The organism is Acaryochloris sp. 'Moss Beach' (assembly GCF_021497025.1).
Taxonomy (GTDB): domain Bacteria; phylum Cyanobacteriota; class Cyanobacteriia; order Thermosynechococcales; family Thermosynechococcaceae; genus Acaryochloris; species Acaryochloris marina_A.
Genome location: NZ_CP071718.1, coordinates 356,149 through 373,926, shown reverse-complemented (window position 1 = coordinate 373,926; position 17,778 = coordinate 356,149). Strand labels below are relative to the sequence as shown.

20 protein-coding genes and 1 pseudogene are annotated in these 17,778 nt (G+C 51.1%); all 21 read left to right on the top strand.

The window, feature by feature from the left end; all coding sequences use genetic code 11:
- The first annotated feature begins 201 nt into the window (after positions 1–201).
- The gene (locus HRE53_RS28325) at positions 202–1,302 is read left to right on the top strand and encodes a hypothetical protein (protein WP_235111496.1); all 1,101 of its coding nucleotides are present in this window, start codon (positions 202–204) and stop codon (positions 1,300–1,302) included.
- A 52-nt stretch (positions 1,303–1,354) separates the two neighbouring features.
- A complete protein-coding gene (locus HRE53_RS28320) occupies positions 1,355–1,534 on the top strand; it encodes a hypothetical protein (protein ID WP_212666761.1) in 180 nt (59 codons plus the stop codon).
- Positions 1,535–1,565: 31 nt separating this feature from the next.
- Positions 1,566–3,179 carry a sigma-70 family RNA polymerase sigma factor gene (locus HRE53_RS28315; RefSeq protein WP_235111495.1) on the top strand — a complete coding sequence of 538 codons (1,614 nt, stop codon included), beginning with the start codon at positions 1,566–1,568 and terminating at the stop codon, positions 3,177–3,179.
- Between the two features lie 144 nt (positions 3,180–3,323).
- Complete coding sequence (locus HRE53_RS35345; protein ID WP_396133476.1) at positions 3,324–4,004, top strand: hypothetical protein; 681 nt, start codon at positions 3,324–3,326, stop codon at positions 4,002–4,004.
- 846 nt (positions 4,005–4,850) lie between these two features.
- On the top strand, positions 4,851–5,600 hold the full coding sequence (gene istB, locus HRE53_RS28305; RefSeq protein WP_304518439.1) for an IS21-like element helper ATPase IstB: 750 nt from the start codon (positions 4,851–4,853) through the stop codon (positions 5,598–5,600).
- Positions 5,601–5,894: 294 nt separating this feature from the next.
- Entirely contained in the window at positions 5,895–6,377 is a 483-nt protein-coding gene (locus tag HRE53_RS28300) for a hypothetical protein (protein ID WP_235111494.1), read from the top strand.
- A 35-nt stretch (positions 6,378–6,412) separates the two neighbouring features.
- The gene (locus HRE53_RS28295; protein WP_235111493.1) at positions 6,413–6,964 is read left to right on the top strand and encodes a hypothetical protein; all 552 of its coding nucleotides are present in this window, start codon (positions 6,413–6,415) and stop codon (positions 6,962–6,964) included.
- Positions 6,965–6,975: 11 nt separating this feature from the next.
- On the top strand, positions 6,976–7,404 hold the full coding sequence (locus tag HRE53_RS28290) for a hypothetical protein (protein WP_235111491.1): 429 nt from the start codon (positions 6,976–6,978) through the stop codon (positions 7,402–7,404).
- Entirely contained in the window at positions 7,404–7,682 is a 279-nt protein-coding gene (locus tag HRE53_RS28285; RefSeq protein WP_235111489.1) for a hypothetical protein, read from the top strand. Before HRE53_RS28290 ends, HRE53_RS28285 begins: the two co-directional genes overlap by 1 nt.
- On the top strand, positions 7,597–7,977 hold the full coding sequence (locus HRE53_RS28280; protein WP_235111488.1) for a hypothetical protein: 381 nt from the start codon (positions 7,597–7,599) through the stop codon (positions 7,975–7,977). The genes HRE53_RS28285 and HRE53_RS28280 overlap by 86 nt, the downstream gene beginning before the upstream one ends.
- Positions 7,978–8,112: 135 nt before the next feature.
- Positions 8,113–9,446: pseudogene (locus HRE53_RS28275) on the top strand (IS4 family transposase).
- Positions 9,407–11,182: an ATP-binding protein gene (locus HRE53_RS28270; RefSeq protein WP_235111483.1), complete on the top strand. Its 1,776-nt coding sequence runs from the start codon at positions 9,407–9,409 to the stop codon at positions 11,180–11,182. The pseudogene HRE53_RS28275 and the gene HRE53_RS28270 overlap by 40 nt, the downstream one beginning before the upstream one ends.
- 12 nt (positions 11,183–11,194) lie before the next feature.
- Entirely contained in the window at positions 11,195–12,436 is a 1,242-nt protein-coding gene (locus HRE53_RS28265) for an ISAs1 family transposase (RefSeq protein ID WP_235111482.1), read from the top strand.
- A gap of 5 nt (positions 12,437–12,441) precedes the next feature.
- Positions 12,442–12,996: a hypothetical protein gene (locus HRE53_RS28260; RefSeq protein ID WP_235111481.1), complete on the top strand. Its 555-nt coding sequence runs from the start codon at positions 12,442–12,444 to the stop codon at positions 12,994–12,996.
- On the top strand, positions 12,932–14,038 hold the full coding sequence (locus HRE53_RS28255; protein WP_235111479.1) for a hypothetical protein: 1,107 nt from the start codon (positions 12,932–12,934) through the stop codon (positions 14,036–14,038). The genes HRE53_RS28260 and HRE53_RS28255 overlap by 65 nt, the downstream gene beginning before the upstream one ends.
- Positions 14,019–15,371 (top strand): hypothetical protein, encoded by a 1,353-nt coding sequence (locus HRE53_RS28250; RefSeq protein WP_235111478.1) that lies wholly within the window; start codon positions 14,019–14,021, stop codon positions 15,369–15,371. Before HRE53_RS28255 ends, HRE53_RS28250 begins: the two co-directional genes overlap by 20 nt.
- Before the next feature lie 58 nt (positions 15,372–15,429).
- On the top strand, positions 15,430–15,831 hold the full coding sequence (locus HRE53_RS28245) for a hypothetical protein (protein ID WP_235111477.1): 402 nt from the start codon (positions 15,430–15,432) through the stop codon (positions 15,829–15,831).
- Positions 15,761–16,147 carry a hypothetical protein gene (locus HRE53_RS28240; protein ID WP_235111476.1) on the top strand — a complete coding sequence of 129 codons (387 nt, stop codon included), beginning with the start codon at positions 15,761–15,763 and terminating at the stop codon, positions 16,145–16,147. Before HRE53_RS28245 ends, HRE53_RS28240 begins: the two co-directional genes overlap by 71 nt.
- Positions 16,144–17,295, top strand: a complete 1,152-nt coding sequence (locus tag HRE53_RS28235) for a hypothetical protein (RefSeq protein ID WP_235111475.1) — start codon at positions 16,144–16,146, stop codon at positions 17,293–17,295. The genes HRE53_RS28240 and HRE53_RS28235 overlap by 4 nt, the downstream gene beginning before the upstream one ends.
- Positions 17,255–17,593: a hypothetical protein gene (locus tag HRE53_RS28230; RefSeq protein WP_235111474.1), complete on the top strand. Its 339-nt coding sequence runs from the start codon at positions 17,255–17,257 to the stop codon at positions 17,591–17,593. The genes HRE53_RS28235 and HRE53_RS28230 overlap by 41 nt, the downstream gene beginning before the upstream one ends.
- Positions 17,593–17,721, top strand: coding sequence for a hypothetical protein (locus tag HRE53_RS34665; RefSeq protein ID WP_255801511.1), 129 nt, complete (start codon positions 17,593–17,595; stop codon positions 17,719–17,721). The genes HRE53_RS28230 and HRE53_RS34665 overlap by 1 nt, the downstream gene beginning before the upstream one ends.
- Positions 17,722–17,778 lie beyond the last annotated feature (57 nt).

The window sequence follows — 17,778 nt, the reverse complement described above, 5'->3', positions numbered from 1 at the left end:
CTCTTCTCTAATAGTTTGATTAAATCAATCTTTCAACATTCACGCCACACAGGAGTTGAAGAATGCAATTTGCGATGGCAGAAATTGGCGATACTCATCTTTTAGTTAATGCAGATGGAACGCCCATCTCGCACAAGGATAGTGATACTCCTATCTTTCATATACTCCCCAGGCTCTTCAATCCTTTTTCATAATATTGGCTTGGAGAGCATCAGGTTAAGCAAGGTAGAGATATTCCTGCCCGGATCTAAGGAAGCCCTTTCCGTCTTACCAGAGAAAGTGGTGATCCGACGCCCCTATCCGAATGTGACCATGTGTGTTGCTGGAACTTCAGATAGAAAGATGGGTTGGTCTATTCCCCTGGAAATGGATACCCTTCCTCAGTGGTTGAGACTGGAATGGCTTATCCAGCTTCCGGTTGATTGTGAACACAGTCTGATGACTATTCACCATCAATTTAAGCTGGACTTCAACCTCACCCAGCAAGGTCATGTCTTTTCAATGGATCAAACCAGCACTTTTTATGATCCGAATGCACGGGCCGTCAGCTTTTTAGATCTAGATCATATAGAAGAGAGCTTTACGAAGGGTGATGAATCCTTTAAGCCCTATGTATTGGACGAATCATGTGGTTTTGGTTTTGCTTATTTTCAGACCCTAAACCTGAATTCTTGTGCTTGGTCAGACCTGATTTGCGATCAGATTGAGGACATGGCATTAGAGCGGGATATTGAACCCGCTACTCAGTTCACTACTTATATAGAAGAACACCATAACAATGCCTGTTGTGAGATCCTGGCAGCAGATTTCTATAACGCCATCAGACTGGCAAGAGAGGTCATTGTCCCTGAACAGGCCACCTACTTCAACGACTCTGAAAAACACCCTGCCATCAAACTTATCTGCCAATGGTGGAACGATCTTGCCCCAGACCCTGCGACTCGGATAGCTGCCCAGATCCAAATCGACGTAAGGATTGCGGATGACAATCAGTATTGGAGTGGCATGGATGAAAAGCCCCCTTGGCCGATCGATGGAGAATGGCGGGCGAAATCTAGAAATGCCTGTGCCCGGTGGGATGAATTTGTCTTAATTGAATTCGCCCAGTCTAAAGCTGCCAATTTCTATAATGCTCACTCATTTCAGGTATTCAACGTTGCGGGCCAAGACTTTTGGAGTGGCGATGGCGTTGCTGGTGAAGAAGCCCAAACTTGGGACTTTGCTCGGGAAGGATTAGAAGCTCTGAGGTCTTTCCCCGAACGCTTTCCCGTTGCCTGGGAAAAGCTGAAAGCTGCACTTTAAGAATCCGACTGCATAAAGTCCACTCTCTTCAACCTTGCACGGAGGATGAGCCATGACTGATAAGAACTCTTCAGAAAATATTTTTAAGCTGAACCAAATTCCGAGTCACACCCAGATATTGGGCGAAACGGGCGGTGGCAAGTCAGTTCTTGTAGCCTCAAAACTGCTCGATGAACGTTCCAAAACGCCTAGCCACCTAAAGATTAACTTCCATCCCAAACCCTCTTACTAATTGCAGTCACCTTCTTCAGGAGGTTGGACCTATGACCGCTACGATTGCTAATTCTGCTTCAGACGGTATCTTTTTACCCGAATACCTTGCTCAGTTCTTGGGCCGCTTCCCCATCCCCGACCCAGAGCAAGAGTTGGAGCTGATCCAAAAAGCTAAACGAGGACATGAAAACTCTCTGTCATGCCTGATGCTGGGGCATATTCGTTTAGTGTCCAAACTTGCCAATCGATATGCCCCGACCCTTGAGGACGGTCAAGACCTCTTGCAAGAAGGGATGATGGGCATTCGTCGTGCAGTTGAGAAATTTGACCCTACCAAAGGATATAAATTCTCTACCTATGCGCGGGGCTGGATTCGCGGATATATCCGTAGATTTTGCTATAAAAACAGACCCAAGCAACTGAGATTACCTGAGAAGAAACAGATTCATCTAGATAAGGTATATGAATTCCAAAATCAGTTTCCTGATGCCAGCCTGGAAGAGATTGCCCAAAAAACCAATCTAAAGCTGGAATATATCGAAGATTTACTCTATTGGGGCCGTTCATTCCAAGAAATCACAGACTGGTATGAGTTTACGATTGATGATGCGTCTTTTTATGCAGATGACGATGAGTCTTTTGATTTCGAGATTGAACCTAAGACAAAGACAAATCTCGTCCTAATCCAAGCACCTCCACTTTTTATCCCACCGAAATATCAAATCCCTGTCCATCTCCTCAAGCAGTGGTTCCGGGTTGGCATGGCGCAGTTCGTAAATGCAGCCAAAGGCCAAGTGAAAGCCGCTCGACTGGGATTTTCCCAATGTTTCAGCAGCTACTCTCAACCAACCGCACCAGAAGCAGACCAAGAGCGAGTAAACCTCAGCACTTGGCCTGCTTCTCTTTCCTTCTGCTACGGAAACAGCACTACTCCTTCTGCTTATTCCCAGCATCTTCCCCAAACTCCCCCCGCTACAGAGTCTCTTCCTGCCAAAGCCGTCAACTTAGTCAAAGGAGCCGTTGCCCATGCTCAGAAATCTCTTTTGGTTCTTCGTGGGTGTCGCAGTGACGGGCCTACTGATCGACCGAGGCATCAATCTCCCTCAGCGGATCAGCAATGCCGTGGACTGGGAGAGCCTGGAACGTCTGGGGGAGGACATCTGGGATTCGGCCAAGCAGTAACCCGATTTATCTACAGACCATTAGCAACGATATCTCAAAGCATTCGAGGATTTCCATCACGGGCTGGCCCTGACTCCAGCCAACAACCACAACGAGGGGCTGTCTTTGATAGCAATCCCCCTCCCCAGCAGACAAACTTGCCAAGGACAACCACTATGTACAAGACTATTGCCGCCATGATCGCGGCCTGGTTGGGGCTGCTCATCTCCCCAGCCACAGCGGAAACCATCAAGATTGCTCCCGGTCATGGTCACTTGATTGACCTCACCTCCAGCGGGTGCCGAGTCTCTAAAGCCTATATGGGCACTAGGGGCATCTTTGACCTGAGCTTGGATCAGCCCCAACCCCAGACCCAAAAGATTTACCTGACCTGGAAACCCAACGCCCAGGTGAAATCGACCAACTTGATTCTAGATTTAGTGGGCTGCATGATAGGCGACAATTGCATAGACCGAATACATGACCGCCTGACAATTACGTAGACCTCTCTAGAAATCAGGATCTCATTCTCAAAACACAAGAGATCTCAAATCAGTTCAGAGAGCATCTATACCTTTTCACTTTTTTATAACTCCATACAGGAAAGACACTAGGGTTTGTACACCTAAGACGATTAGGGACCTCTAGTGCCAGCTCCTATTAAACCTCAACAGGTACAGCTTTATATGAAAACAAAACAATCCGGCTCTTCCCAAGACACTGCAGCTGCCAAAGCAGGGATCTCAACCCGCACTGCCCGTCGTATTGATAGTGGCACCCATCGTCCCCAACGAGGCCGCCCTCATGACTGGAAAACCCGTGAAGATCCGCTGGATGGATTATGGGAATTAGAACTTGAGCCGATGTTAGAGCGTGAGCCTCGATTAGAAGCGACTACTCTATTTGAGACCTTACAAGAGGACCATCCTGGGCAATATGATGACAAGATCAGAACCGTGCAACGCCGAACCGCTAAATGGAAGGCAGCTCATGGCAAGCCCAAAGAAGTGATGTTCAAAATTCAACATCATCCTGGAGAGATGGGACAGTCAGACTTCACCCAGCTCAAAGGTTTCAGTGTGACGGTTCAGGGTGAAACCTTTCACCATATCTTGTATCACTATCGACTGAGTTATAGCGGCTGGCAGTACGTGCAGGTGATTCAAGGCGGAGAGAGTTTTATCGGCTTATCTCAAGGACTACAAAATGCCTTATCTGCCTGTGGTGGTGTTCCTAAGACCCACCGTACCGATAGTCTGAGTGCCGCCTATCGCAATACCGGCGGTCGTAACCCCCCAGCTGACTCAGTTGTATTCCACTCTGTGTGACCATTACCGGATGGAGCCGACCCGCAACAATCTGGGCGTCTCTCATGAGAATGGCGGCATCGAGAGCCTCCCATGGCTATTTCAAGCGGCGATTATGCCAGGCCCTGTATCGTCGAGGCAGCTTTGACTTCGAATCCGTAGCTGAGTATCAACAGTTCATCGAGCAAGTCATCGCTAAGCTGAATGCCAAGTGTCAAAAGAAGTTTGCACTGGAGCTCCCCACATTACAACCTTTGCCCAAATATCGCACCCCTGATTATGAAATCCGCAGCGCTAAAGTCAGCTGCAACAGCACGATTGCCGTCCGCTGTGTCCTGTACACAGTCCCCTCTCGCTTAACTGGTCATCGGTTGAAACTGCACCTATACCATGACCGCCTTGTCGGTTTCTTAGGCACCACTCCCGTAGTGGAATTGGCGCGGGTCCATGTCCATGGCTCTGGGAAGAAGAGACGGGCTCGTAGTATCGATTACAAGCATGTGGCAGAAAGTCTCAGGAGAAAGCCCCATGCGTTTCTCTACTGCCAATGGCAAGCAGACTTACTGCCCAATCTTCAATGGCATCAGCTATGGGAATCCCTCAAAGCTGACTTTGAGCGGGACCAGGCTGCCCGTTTGATGACAGAAGCCCTCTACATTGCTGCAACTCAGGATCAAGAATCCCAGGTAGCTGACTATCTACAAACCCAACTGGAACAGTCCACCCTGACCTTGAGTAGATTAAAACAAGCCTTTGAGTTCAAGCTCTCGACTGAGCAATATCCTGACGTCATTTCACAACAGCACGCTCTCTCCGACTATGACCAACTCCTCCAATGCAGCACCGGACAATCCATACGACAATTTGATGATGACGCTCAAGCAGCTCCGGTTAAGACATTTCCTCGACGAGTGGCAGAGCATCGAGCATCAAGCGACTCAGGAGAATTGGTCCTACGCCCAGTTTCTATTGGCTTTAGCCCAAGGGGAAGCCAGCCGTCGAGAACAGAATCGGATCTCCCGCGCGCTAACCGAAGCGCAGCTGCCCTACGGCAAGTCCTGGACCAATTTTGAGTTTGACCATATTCCCAGTCTCAATCCAGCAGCCATCATGGAGTTTTCCCAAACAACTCACTGGCTAGAGTCGGGCAGTAATATTTTGATATTTGGGCCAAGCGGAACAGGGAAAACACATGTCAGCTCTGCATTAGGGACTTCTATTGTTGAGTTGGGGAAACGGGTGAAGTTTGTCACGGCCACAGCGTTGGTGCAACAGCTGGAACTGGCAAAACTCCAACTGGAATTGCAGAGCCTGTTGTCTAAGCTCGACCGGTACGATCTGCTCATCATTGATGACCTCGGCTATATTCAAAAGTCTGATGTTGAAACCTCGGTCCTATTCGAACTGATTGCTCATCGCTATGAGCGAAAGAGCCTACTCATCACGGCTAATCAGCCTTTCAGCCAATGGGATAAGATCTTCCCCAACTCGATGATGACAGTGGCTGCTATTGATCGCTTAATTCACCATGCCACCATTTTCGAGATGCAGGCTGAGAGTTTTCGAAAACAAGCAGCTGCTAAAAACGCGGCCAATTCTCCAAAGACTTCTAGCTAATCCCAAGCGAGAATAAACCTCCTTTACCCCACCATCAATAGAGATGCTTACTCGAAAGCATCTCTATTGATGGTGGTTTTATTGATAATTGTCATTTGCTCTCTGTCGCGATGGTCTCCGACCGGCCTTCGGCCATCACCGAGGCAGAAGATCATCGATCTCAAGTACAAGTGACAAAGCTTCAAATCAAATCTCTAATAGCAGGAGGAAAATCAAAATACTTTCGGACTATGTAATTGACATTCGACAGCTGCAACCGCTCCTCAATGGAGTTAACCCTCAATCGGTCTGACAGTGCCCCCAGGACTGCCATCACTCGGATTGGAGCGCCCACCCCCATTGCTCACACCCCTGAGCAATCGCGAGTTCTCACAGGTCGCCAGGGTCAGCCCCCCTGTGAGAACTCGCTTCCCTCAACCCGTGGCATCAGGTCAACAACCTTTGACCTTGAAGCCCCAGGCCGAGACACGTCCTGAGCCGAAGACCGTTAAACCTACTCCTGTGCGGCGCATTCGTCTCACACCGAAGGCAAAGCCCGTCCCCGTGGCTAAACGAAACGTGTCCGATAGTAGCATCACTCCACAGACTCTTTTGAAGGGGCTAAACGTCGCTAGAGCGTCAGGAAACAAGACATATCGCTATCGCTCGGAGATGCACTGGCGAGTCAACGGCATGATTCGCCAGATGCGTTGGGGGAAGTCTTCTGAAGACGCAGCAAAGCTAGCCAATGTATCCCCTGACCAGCTCCAGACCTTGATTGATTACGCCCAGCAATAACACCTTTTCCCAATGACCCATCAGAGGCAATTGCCATGAGACTCCTTAGAACCTGTTATCACCGCCTTGATCGCTTTCCTTGGTGGTCAAGCCAACTCTTCCTCGTCAGCATCGGGATGGGGGTGGGCTTACCTGGCATTGTTTGGGCAGGCATTATTCAGTTTTTGATGCTGCTATCGGGACTGCTGTGGAAGCGATTAGCGGGGTCACCCCCAGTGCATTATCTGCTAGGTGCCTGGGCCTTTATTCTCAGCATCCTCATCCATAACTCTGCCTTTGCCCAGAACATCACCATCACCGAAGTGGCCTGTGTCGAGATTGGCCCCATTAAAGGTGCAGCCTCCACCATCAAACAATTACTGGGACAAGTCACCGTCGGGTCCATCAACTTCGCGGGGATGACCTGTGTGATCATCGGGGCCATCGTTGCCTTTGTATTCGTGACTGCCGTGGCCTATGGAGGCAACGCTATTTTCCAGCATAACCATAACGGCACGGGGTATCACGAGATGCTGCGGCCTTGGATCGCCATCTTGATCTTTGCTGCCTTTCTAACGATGGCAGCATTCATGTTCTTTGGCGTATAGGAGAGAGAGTTATGAATCGAGACATGCTCAACGAGGGAGATGTCAACACCATCATGGGCACCAACGTTTTGTTTGGAGGCGTCCATCCCATCGTTCTCCTTGCGGGAGCGATGTTGTTCTTTCTGATGACCCCCATCATCTTCAAGAACCTATTTATCGGCATCCCCCTATTCATGCTGGCGTTTGTGCTGATGTTTCTGTTTTTAGGGAATAACCCCCCACAGAAATTGCAACGCCGCACCGTCCCCAAGCAATACCGTTCCGGTCATCCCACTCTAGAGTATGACCGGGCGGGCCTGCCCAAAATGGAGCTGCCCTCTGTGAAAACCAACTACAACTTTATCGAATCAAACTACAAATCCTTCAAGAGCTTTGGGCAGATGGCCTATGAAGGTCTAGACATTGGCTACTACCTGCTGCAACGGGGAAGCGAGAGCTGATGTTCATCTTTGCGTTTCGAGTCAAGAAAGGCCAGGAGCCAACCCTCACAGATGACATGGCATGGAGTGGTCTCAAAGGGGGCACTGCTGCGGTCACAGGGGCGACAGGGATTGATTTTAAGTCCTATTGGCACATCCATCGGAGTGCGGATGAGCCAATGGTGCAGTTGGCTGATGAGTACGAGACCAGTAATGACCCCCCTCTCCCAAGCTTTAACCCAGAGTGCAGCAGAAAACCTAGACCGCTTGGAAAGCGAGGGGCGACTCGTCAAAAGTGACCTGATCTACTTCGCCAAGTACCGGATGATTTTGGGGGCTGACTTTGAGATTAACCAAGGCTGGATGGATGCGATTGCTGAGAAAGTGACCCTCGTCCTGTCCACCCTCAAAGATGACAACTTCGACTCCCTACCGGGATGGGGAAAAGCCATTCGCCAAGCCTATGTGCGGGGCTATCGTCGGGCCTTGATTGCCCTCACCGCCTCTGATGGCTTCGGCTTAGACGTGGAAACCTTGGGGGTTCAGGAGATCATGGATATCCCCTATCAAGCTACGGTGTACACACAAGTCTGAATTAGACTGTAGTGAAGTCGTATAGAGCATCCTCATAGATATGGAAAATCCTATTTTGGTGCACGAAGAACTGATTAATGGAACTACCTTTGGCGACCTTCGTTTGCTCAAAAGGGGGCTTCATTATTCGATGCCATTCATCACCATCAGAGCGTAAGCATCCGTCAAATCAGCCAAGGTCGCGCAGAGCAAGTGGGCTTCTATCGCTTCTTAGAGAATGAAAACGTGTCCATATCTGAGTTGGTCAAAAGCCTCTGTGACCACTGCCAGCAACAAGTCAAAGGACGACACGTTTTAGCCGTCAGTGATACAAGTGAGGTCAACTTACAATCTCATTCAGGACGCTTAAAGCTAGAAGAGTTGGGTGTTGTCGGCAATGATCGCGATGTGGGCTTTTTTTATTCACCCGACTCTCGCCTTAGATGCAGGGGACTGGTTTCCCGTTAGGATTGAGTGCACTTCAACTGTGGACTCGGGACCCGAATCGTCCAACCGTCAAAGATAGAGGAGGATATCAAAACCTGCCGATTGAGGAGAAAGAATCCTTCAAATGGTTAGCATCTGCTGAGCGAAGTCAACACTGTCTGAAGACAGGAGGGGCTAGCCTGGTCACTCATATCGGTGACCGAGAATCGGACTTATATGAAGAGTGGGCAACGGTTCCCGATGCATTCAATCATCTCCTAGTCAGGGTTCGTCAAGACCGTCGTCTGCTAGGTCAATCCAAATCACTCTATGGATATCTCAAATCACGGTGGGGGATTGGATTTACCACGATTACGATTGAGTACGAATCCCGTACTCAGCGGATGGCTAGAGATGCAAAGCTACTGATCCGCTGTGCTCCAGTCAAAATTCAACGACCTGAACATTTGAAGGAATTGGACTATCCACCGAGTATTCAACTGTATGCCATCGAAGCGGTAGAACAGACAACGCCCAAAGGTCAGAACCCGATTCATTGGCGCTTATTGACCACTCACACGGTGGAATCCCTTGAGCAAGCGCTACAAATTCTGGAATGGTACAAATTCAGGTGGAGAATTGAGCGGCTTTTCGCGCAACTCAAGAAGACGGGGTTAGATCTTGAATCGACGCAACTCGAATCGGGTGAAGCAATTCAGCGCCTCACCGTCTTAGCCTTATCGGTTGCGATTGCGACATTGCAAATGGTGGAAGGACGAGACGAGCCACAATGGCCTGCATCTATCACTTTTACCGATGAACAGCAGCAATACCTGAAACAAATTGCCCCCACAGTCCAAGGTAAAACTACAAAGCTACAAAATCCTTATCCGATTAACTCCTTGGCCTGGGCAACTTGGATTGTTGCCCGCCTGGGTGGATGGAAGGGGTATCAGTCTCAAAGACCTCCAGGCACAGCAACGCTAACCCATGGCCTAAAACGGTTTGAGACGATGTTCTTTGCATGGGAAATAGCTCAAAACCGACTTATGTGTACACCGTAGCCTATCAAGCCTTACATCCTGGGGAGAGCGCCCCCCTCGGCCAATACATCCGCACGGATGACCATTCAGAGCAGCCTGAAGTCATTATCCAGGACTACGGAGATCATGACTTGGGAGCCATCTTTGAACCCTATCAAGGACTCCCCACCACTCCAGACTTCACCCGCTCCACGGTCTATATTCCCAGTACCGGGAAGCATTGGGCCTTTGTCCGTTTAGGTAAAGTGCGCCACTATCCCGTCGATGGTCAATCCGTCCCTCGGGGCTATCTGAAATTTTTTGTGGACTCGGCTAACCACCCCCCACCCCCATTCTGGGACTGCCAAGTGATTACGGAGCTAACGGAAGACCCCTCCGACATCGAGATCAACAACATGGACTTGGTGATGAAGAACTCCATGAAGCGGATTGCCAAGGGCCTGCAAGAGCAAAGCCCGGATGTCACCGCAGAGATGCGCTTGACGGAAGCCAAGGAACTGCAAGGGTTCATAAAAAGCGGCTGTCGTCCCTTTTGGGCTAGCTGCGGCATCTGGGTCTATCGGGATAGTAAGCAGGAAGTGATTGAAGCATGTAACGAGCTGATTGACCGACTCAAGACCGTACCCACCGAACTCGTCACCGAGCAGATAGAACAGTATTGGTTTCAGTCCTTCCCCTTTGAATGGAACAGCCTACTCACTAAACCCTTTGTCCAACGGCCCAAATACCTCAACTACCAGGCCGTGCCTCTGCTGCCCCAAGTGCAGATGCCGAAAATGGACGACAAAGGGCAGATGTTTTTGGGTCAGGAACTGCCCTGCCCCTTGTACCTCGATTTGCTCAACAAGTCCCCCAACCACACCGCCATCTTCGCCACCACGGGGAATGGAAAATCGGGAATCTTGTCGGGAATCTTGTTCAGCTACATCCTCAATCGCCGGGTCACCATCGTCTTTGAATACCCAAGGCCCAACGGTGAGAGTACCTATACAGATTTAGTCAACACCTTTAATCGGATTGGCGTGAGTGCGGCCTACCACAACGTCAAAGAGCATGTCATCAACATCCTAGAATTGCCCGATATGCGATGGGTGGATGCCCTGCCCAAACCCGGTGAACCGGGCTATAAATCCACCCTCGCCACGAGGGCAGACCTGTTTGAATCGGCCTTCAACAACCATCTCGCCATCCTGCAAGCGCTGGTCATGGGCACGACGGATGATCCGACCACAGAGTTAATGGTCAGCTCCTTCCTCTCCCGTTGCTATGAAGCCTTTCATCACATCCCTGAGATTCAGCACCGCTATCAGGTCGCCAGTGAAGCCGCCTTTGGCACCCCTGAATCTCAGCAGATGCCTATCTATGAAGAATTCGTCGGCTTTGCTGAGAACTGGTTTATCCAAGAAGTGATGCGTGAGGACATCTCCGACCTGGAGAAAAATACCATTGGCCTAATTCGTACCCAGCTTAAAGGCGTCCTGTCCAAAGCCCTAGGCCGCTCCATCAACGGCATCTCCAGCTTTGATAGCAACGTCCAATGCCTCGTTCTCGCCATGACCAACGTCAGCGACTCCATTGACTCCTTGATCTACTCAATGGTGGGCTTTAACCTGCTGCTCCGCAAGGCCATGAGTACATTAGGGTCTGCCCTAATTACCGATGAAGGCACCCGCATCTATAAATTTGCCTCCTATGCGCGGCAGGGGCAGCGCAAGAAAAATGAAGCTGTAATATGCTATGGAACTCCATTCTGTTAAAAGGGTTTCCCCATGGCTACAGGATTCAGCAAGCCGCCTTCCTCACCAGCTTCCACTGACTCATCCTCGTCACTCCTGCCTGCCAGTGATTGCGATCAGGCTTATCAACAGTTGTCCGAGTGTTTTGAAGATTTGCCTGATCCACGGGGAGGCCAAGGTGTCCAGCATCCGTTTGTCAGCATCGTCGTGATTGGACTATTGGCAAGTTTAGGTGGCGCACAAGGGTGGGAAGACATTGAAACCTATGGTCTAAGCCATCAAGATTGGTTGTCGAGTTTTCTGAGCCTACCGTCTGGGATGCCGACAGCAGACACCTATCGACGAGTGTTTGAGCGTATTTGCCCCTCCGCTTTTGAGCGGAGTTTCAATCACTGGTTGGATCAGGTAGTGACAACCCTCGGCGCTCAAGTGATACCGATTGACGGCAAACAACTCAGAGGTTCCTATGATCGCAATCAAGACCAATCCGCATTGCATCTGGTCAGTGCTTGGGCCAGTGAGTATCGGTTATTTCTAGGACAGGTCAAAGTTGCAGACAAGAGTAACGAAATTACCGCTATTCCAGCACTGCTAGAGCTATTAGACATTGCCGGGTGCATTATTACCATTGATGCAATGGGAACTCAGCACGAGATTGCCCGCCACATTCAAGCTAAAGAGGCTGACTATGTGCTGGCCCTCAAGGAGAATCATCCCACGCTGTTTGAGCAGGTTGAGCAATGGTTTGAAACGGCTGAAGCGAATGAGTTTAAGTGCATTGAGCACAGCTATGATGCGCGGGTGGAAGCAGGGCACCATCGTCGCGAGAAACGACAAGTTTGGGCCGTGTCCCTTCAACAGATGGGTCCTCTGTACAAGCAGGCGCAGTGGAAGGGCTTGCAAACCATCGTCAAGGTCGCTCGAACCCGTCACTTGTGGAACAAAACCACCTATGAGGTGATGTTTTATATCAGTTCTCTACCGCCAAATGCTCAGCAGTTGGGCAAAGCCATCCGCCAGCATTGGTCGATTGAGAACCAACTCCACTGGGTCTTAGACGTGACCTTTGGCGAAGATGCTAGCCGCATTCGCACAGGACATGCGCCGGAAAACATGGCCATCCTGAGACGCTGGAGCATCAACCTTCTCAATCAAGAAACGTCCTTTAAGAAAAGTACCCGTCAAAAACTAAAACGGGCGAGCATGGATGAAGCGTATATGCTCAAAGTTCTAGGCGCTTCTATTCCTTTACAGTCTAGCCTTTCAGAGGCTTGATTTTCTTGCGCTTACCCTGCTATGCGCGGCTGTCCGGTCGAGTGCCGTCTGAGGGCCGCAAGTGGGCCTGCAACTATATTGTTGCCGCCACAGAAGTGGAAACCATCTATCAATCCGTCGCCGGCAATGAAATCTTCACCAACCTGCAAAACATCTTTTGTGGGGGATTGCAGGATATCTCCATTAACCGCCTGTGCAACGATTTGGGATTTAGGCGAGAGATTTTAGAGAAATATGTGGGTAAAGGGATTTCCCATACCCGGCAAGAGAGCTACTGGTATTGGAAACGAGACAACCAGCATGTGGAGGTCAGCTTTAACCCCTCCAGCATGTTGATGGGCCTCGTCGCCACGGACAAAAAAGAAGTGGAATTGAGGGACCGCATTTTAGAGCATTATCCCCATGACCCGATTACAGGCTACCGCATCCACGGTGACCTCCTCGCCCGTGCCCACCGAGCGGGCCTATGCCCATCCACCATCACAGAGGAACAGTATGTACCCCTTCCCCCAGCGTCTGAAGAAGCCCCTGCTGATCGTGATTCTGTGGGTATCCGTTAACCCCCCGATTCATGCCCAGAGTTTTACCCAGCCAGATTATGACTACAGCAGTGTGATTAGCAACACCGCGAGTCAACCCGGTGACAGTCCTTACAACGTCGGGGATATCTATTCCAGCTCGGATAAGGGCAACGGTCAGCCCAAAGGACTGCTCGACCGCATCTTGAGCAAGAAAGCTCAAAAGAGCCTGTTCAAAGTGATTGAGCATGGGTCCAAAGCTCTTAAAGCCGCCAAGGTGGGCCGCAATGTCTACCGGGCCGTCACGGGTAAACGACTTCAGCCCGCCCTCAAAGGCGTCACCGATATCTTGGTGCTATATGGCATCATTGATCCCCCCAAGACTACCGCTCAAGGAGGCAGCTCCACGGATGGACGCCCCATCTATAAAGGGCCATCCTATGAAGATAATCCGTCTCGGTTGGACATCGAGCCGAATAGCCCTCGTGAAGTCTATGCCATCGCCCGTAATGTCCGGGCCATCGGTGAAGAGTTCCATGAGAAGCTGACCCAGATTGTCCTCAGTGACGAGGGCCAAGAACTGATTCAAGCAGAGGAAGCCACCGCTGCCCTCGCCCAAGAAGAGGCCATTGCCGCTCAAGACAGCATCACGGAAATCGTGGGGGTGAGTGAAGAACAAGCGAGTGCCAATGTCTCCGCTGCTGAAGAAATCCAAGTGCTCGGTGCCGAAGCTCAGGGAGATAAAAGCTCCCAAAGCATTTTGAAACGCCTCTCTCTCCAGCAAGCCTTTAGCTCCAGCATTGGTGCCCAGACCTCCCAGCAGCTCACCGGGCTGACGGCAGCATCGGCCCATCAGAACCGGAGCTTGGGAGCCATCGCCAGCCAGAACCTTGTACAGACGCGCAAATTGAGCAAGCTAGAACTCCTTCAGGCATCGGGGAACCAGCAGCGTACCCAGACCAATTTCATGTTAGAGGCATTGAAGAATGGAGAAGACCTTAAGCAGGATATCCAGGCCGCGAGTACCAAATACTCCTTCTTTACCCCGCAGATCCCTGGACTGGGTGAACCGGAATCAAAATAAGGTTCTGCTGTTAGCGTTCCTATTCGCCTTTGTCTGGGTGCTGTTGACTGCCCACCCTGCATGGGGCAAGGAATCGCTGAATTACAATGGCCTCGATTACCTCCAGAGAATCACGGAAAACATCACCAAAACCGCTGCCTGGTGGGATGACCTGTGGGACGACACCTTTAATCCTGACAATGCGGGGAATACCATCAACAACCGAGCCGTCATGGATGTCGTCCGGTATGTACTACTGGCGGGATTTATGACCTGGAGCTGGAAGATTGGTCGCAAGATCTTTGAGAAAGGGAGCGATATTGGCGACTGGGTGAAGTTCATCATCCCCGTGGTCTTAGTGTCCTTCTTCCTCGCCAACTCAGGACAAGCCATCTACTATACCGCTCATGGCATGAGGCAGATCGTCAATGCGGCCCCTGCTGTGGTCGCTAAGGCCCAAGTCGCAGGCTTTAATGTCCGTCTAGCCATTAACGATGCCCTGTTCTCCCAAGTCACCCGGACGGTCATTTCTCAAGAGGCGAAGAAATGCGCCCAACTCCATCCTCCAGGCGTCAATCTGACGGAAGAAGAAAAGACACAGCTGAGCCTCAAGAAATTGGGTCGAAGGCAGGACGTCAGTCGACAAGTGGGGCGAGAACTGACGGGGGAGGAGGTTGCGACAGTCTACAAACAAGCCTCCATGAATCAGCTCCAGTGCCTCCAGTCTTTAGATGTCTTTATCTTGGAACAGAAAAAGATTATTAAAGACGGTTGTCCCGACTGTAAGACCGCCCTGGAATTAACCGAGCGGAGTCAGGAAGCGGCTCAAGAAGCCATTAAAAGGAATATGGAGGGCCTCGCCGTCAAGGGCTTTGATATCGCCGCATCAGCCGCCTACAAAACGGCCCTATTCGCCATCAATCCAGGGTTAGCCCTAGCGGAGATGATTGCCCCGGACTGGCAGCAAGTCTTGACGGAAATCGCCATGATGATGGCCTGGATCTTTATCGCGAGTCAGGAATTGTCTCTACTGCTTGCGGCCTTACTTGGCCCCATCGCCTTTGCTTTGGGCACGATCCCCCACGGCCAGAACGCCATCGTGGAGTGGTTGCTGTTCTTCGCCCGCGTCCTGCTTGTGCGCCTCGCCTACGTCATCCTGATTGGGTTTGTGGCCGTGATGTTAGCGGGCGTGGCTGCGACCCCCTTAATCTTCCCCCTATTCTTCGGCATCTTTGCTCCCTACATCGCCTACAAAGCTGTGAACGATGGGGTGGGTTTAGCAGGAGATGCCTTCCGCTCCAAGGCTACTAGTGCCGCTACAGCGGGGGCAGGCATTGTGACGGGGGGGGACTGATTACCCTCAACAGCGTTATGCAGACCAGAGCGATGCGAAATCGTTAGGAGAAACCACCATGCTCACCAAAATCACCATCCCGAAAAACCCCCTGCAAGCCGTGGAGAAAGGCAAGTGGATGCCCTATCTAATCATCGGTTTAACGGTACTCAATACCGGCCTGCTCTTTCGAGTGGGCCTCAGCAGCAAGCAGGCTGCTCAACGAGAACTCTCCAATGTGTTTGTGCAGCTTCCCAACAACCAGACCGTGGAAGCGAAGTCCGTAGACAAACGACATCGGGAAACCTCCCATATCCAAGACTTTGCTCATAAGTGGGTGAGTGCGGCCTTCTCCTGGAGCAAGGGAGAGGGGAAGACCGAGGGCAAGATTGAGTACCCGGCCCAATTCTATGACGTGTCCTACGCCATTGACCTGTCTTACCGGGTGGGGTGGATGGAGTCGATCCACAAAAAAGTATGACCAGGACTTTCCCTTTCGCAACTACACCTCTGGCAATTGGGAAGCTCAAGTGCAGATTCTAGATCGGCAAAAAGACATCGTTGTCGAGCAACTCAAACCGGGACTGTGGAAAGTGACGGTGATTGCGACCCGACTCCATAACCGAGATAAAGAACGAGACTTCATCGAGCGGTTGAACCAAGAGCTGATCCTCAAATCCGTTGATTTTGTGAAAACCGAAGACCAAGACCAGACCCAGCTTGCCAAGTTGATGCGCGTGGGCCAGGAATATGGCCTGCAAATTGTTGAAATCCGAGACGTAAAGGTGACCTTATGAACACGACCCAAAAAGCCAAACATGCTAGAGATGTACTGCTCAAGCGCAAACCCGCCCCATCCGAGGGAACATCTAACGCGAAGCAGGATGACCCTAAAGAGACCCGTACACCAGCGGTATCCCTCGCTAACCTAGCGATGCCAGAGACGAAGACCACCGTCCCCAAGAACAAGCTGTATAAGCGGCTGTGGTTTCAGCTTTTGCTCCTCACCGTCGTGGGGACACCCTTTGCCTTACTCGCCACGGGGATGCTGTATGGGAGCGCCCCTCAACAGGCTGAGTCAAATCCTCAAAGTGAAGAGACGGGTTCTACGGTAGCTCAGAGTCAAGAAGAAGTACTCACCCAAGAGAATGCGGATCTGAAGGTGGAACTCGCGGCATTGCGGCAGTCCTTGGACGGTCAGCCCGTTTCTCCTGCTCAGAAGAAGGGGCCAAAGCCCGCAGCCGTTCCCCCGACCCCCAAGCCTCAAGGGAGACCTCCCAGTCCGACCCATCGAGTGACCCGACCGATTCGTTATCAAAGCGCCGTTCCTCGGACCCAGCCCAAGCCCCGAATCGTCTACAGAGATAGACCCGCACCCAAGACTCAACCCGTGGTTGCGGCTAGACCTCCAGCACCTAGACCACAACCTCAGCCCGTTGCTCAAGCTGCCCCCCCCAGCCTGCTAGTAACTTCAGCCTCAGCAAACAATCGGCTTTTGCCCCCTAAGCCCATCCACCCCAAGCCCGTCCGTCCGATTCAGGTTTCCACCTCTCACCCTGTCCGTAAACCGATAACCACGAAACCCATTGCTCAAAAGCCACCAGCCCCACCCCAAGGCGTTCTGGTCGCTTCCCTCACGGGTGACTTGCTGGAGGATAACCAAGTCGTCACGGATTCACCCACGGCCCTATACCCAGCAACCAGTAACCCATTGGGTAAAGGATTGATTGCTGCTGGCACCACGGCTAAGGCGAAGCTGGACAATCCCATTACCTGGATACCCCAGAACAGTGACGCGATCATCGGTCAGCGGTATCTATTAACCCTCAATGAAGACTTGGGGACAATGGCGAAGAAAGGTTCCAAAGTCATTGCTGAAGTGACTAGTGCCGAGGGTGACTTTTTTGAGTATGCAAGTCGTGGAAGTCAACCAACAGCCCATTGAGCATATGGATCTAACGGGTGAGTCACCAGAGTCCAGGAAGACCCCTGTTGCGGTTGTCCAGTACAAGCAGTCTCCGTACCTGCAAGCCAAGCTCAAAGGTCAGGGTGAAGGCTTTGGTAACAAACTACTCAGGGCGGGCCTGAATGTGGGGATTGACCAGCTCCGCTCCAGCAGTGTGGGAGATCGAGCCTCGTCTGTCGTCAATAGTCTAGCCCCTAGCCGTTCCTCCAGTGGTTCTAGGAATGGCCTCTATCACTTCAACAAGGAAGTTGAAATCTATTTTATGGAGGGCGTGTAATGAAAGGTTGTCTCGTCATCGTTCTGATCGTCTTAACGCCCTTCCTATTCCTTGCAGGCCCCATCGGTTGGATTTTGGGGGTTATCGCCTGGATTCTGCTGCTCAAAGACTCTGGAAATGATCAGTAAACCTCAATTCGTTGAGCTTTAGTTTTCCCTTCAAATATGGGTTCAGATAGCGGCTCC

Bases quoted from the DNA above. Each gene is read 5' to 3' on its own strand.
- HRE53_RS28290 (WP_235111491.1), top strand. From the start codon at position 6,976: ATGAATCGAGACATGCTCAACGAGGGAGATGTCAACACCATCATGGGC.
- HRE53_RS28240 (WP_235111476.1), top strand. From the start codon at position 15,761: ATGACGTGTCCTACGCCATTGACCTGTCTTACCGGGTGGGGTGGATGG.
- istB (WP_304518439.1), top strand. From the start codon at position 4,851: ATGATGACGCTCAAGCAGCTCCGGTTAAGACATTTCCTCGACGAGTGG.
- HRE53_RS28315 (WP_235111495.1), top strand. From the start codon at position 1,566: ATGACCGCTACGATTGCTAATTCTGCTTCAGACGGTATCTTTTTACCC.
- HRE53_RS28255 (WP_235111479.1), top strand. From the start codon at position 12,932: ATGTACCCCTTCCCCCAGCGTCTGAAGAAGCCCCTGCTGATCGTGATT.
- HRE53_RS28295 (WP_235111493.1), top strand. From the start codon at position 6,413: ATGAGACTCCTTAGAACCTGTTATCACCGCCTTGATCGCTTTCCTTGG.
- HRE53_RS28320 (WP_212666761.1), top strand. From the start codon at position 1,355: ATGACTGATAAGAACTCTTCAGAAAATATTTTTAAGCTGAACCAAATT.
- HRE53_RS28245 (WP_235111477.1), top strand. From the start codon at position 15,430: ATGCTCACCAAAATCACCATCCCGAAAAACCCCCTGCAAGCCGTGGAG.
- HRE53_RS28280 (WP_235111488.1), top strand. From the start codon at position 7,597: ATGACCCCCCTCTCCCAAGCTTTAACCCAGAGTGCAGCAGAAAACCTA.
- HRE53_RS28265 (WP_235111482.1), top strand. From the start codon at position 11,195: ATGGCTACAGGATTCAGCAAGCCGCCTTCCTCACCAGCTTCCACTGAC.
- HRE53_RS28235 (WP_235111475.1), top strand. From the start codon at position 16,144: ATGAACACGACCCAAAAAGCCAAACATGCTAGAGATGTACTGCTCAAG.
- HRE53_RS34665 (WP_255801511.1), top strand. From the start codon at position 17,593: ATGAAAGGTTGTCTCGTCATCGTTCTGATCGTCTTAACGCCCTTCCTA.
- HRE53_RS28285 (WP_235111489.1), top strand. From the start codon at position 7,404: ATGTTCATCTTTGCGTTTCGAGTCAAGAAAGGCCAGGAGCCAACCCTC.
- HRE53_RS28270 (WP_235111483.1), top strand. From the start codon at position 9,407: ATGGGAAATAGCTCAAAACCGACTTATGTGTACACCGTAGCCTATCAA.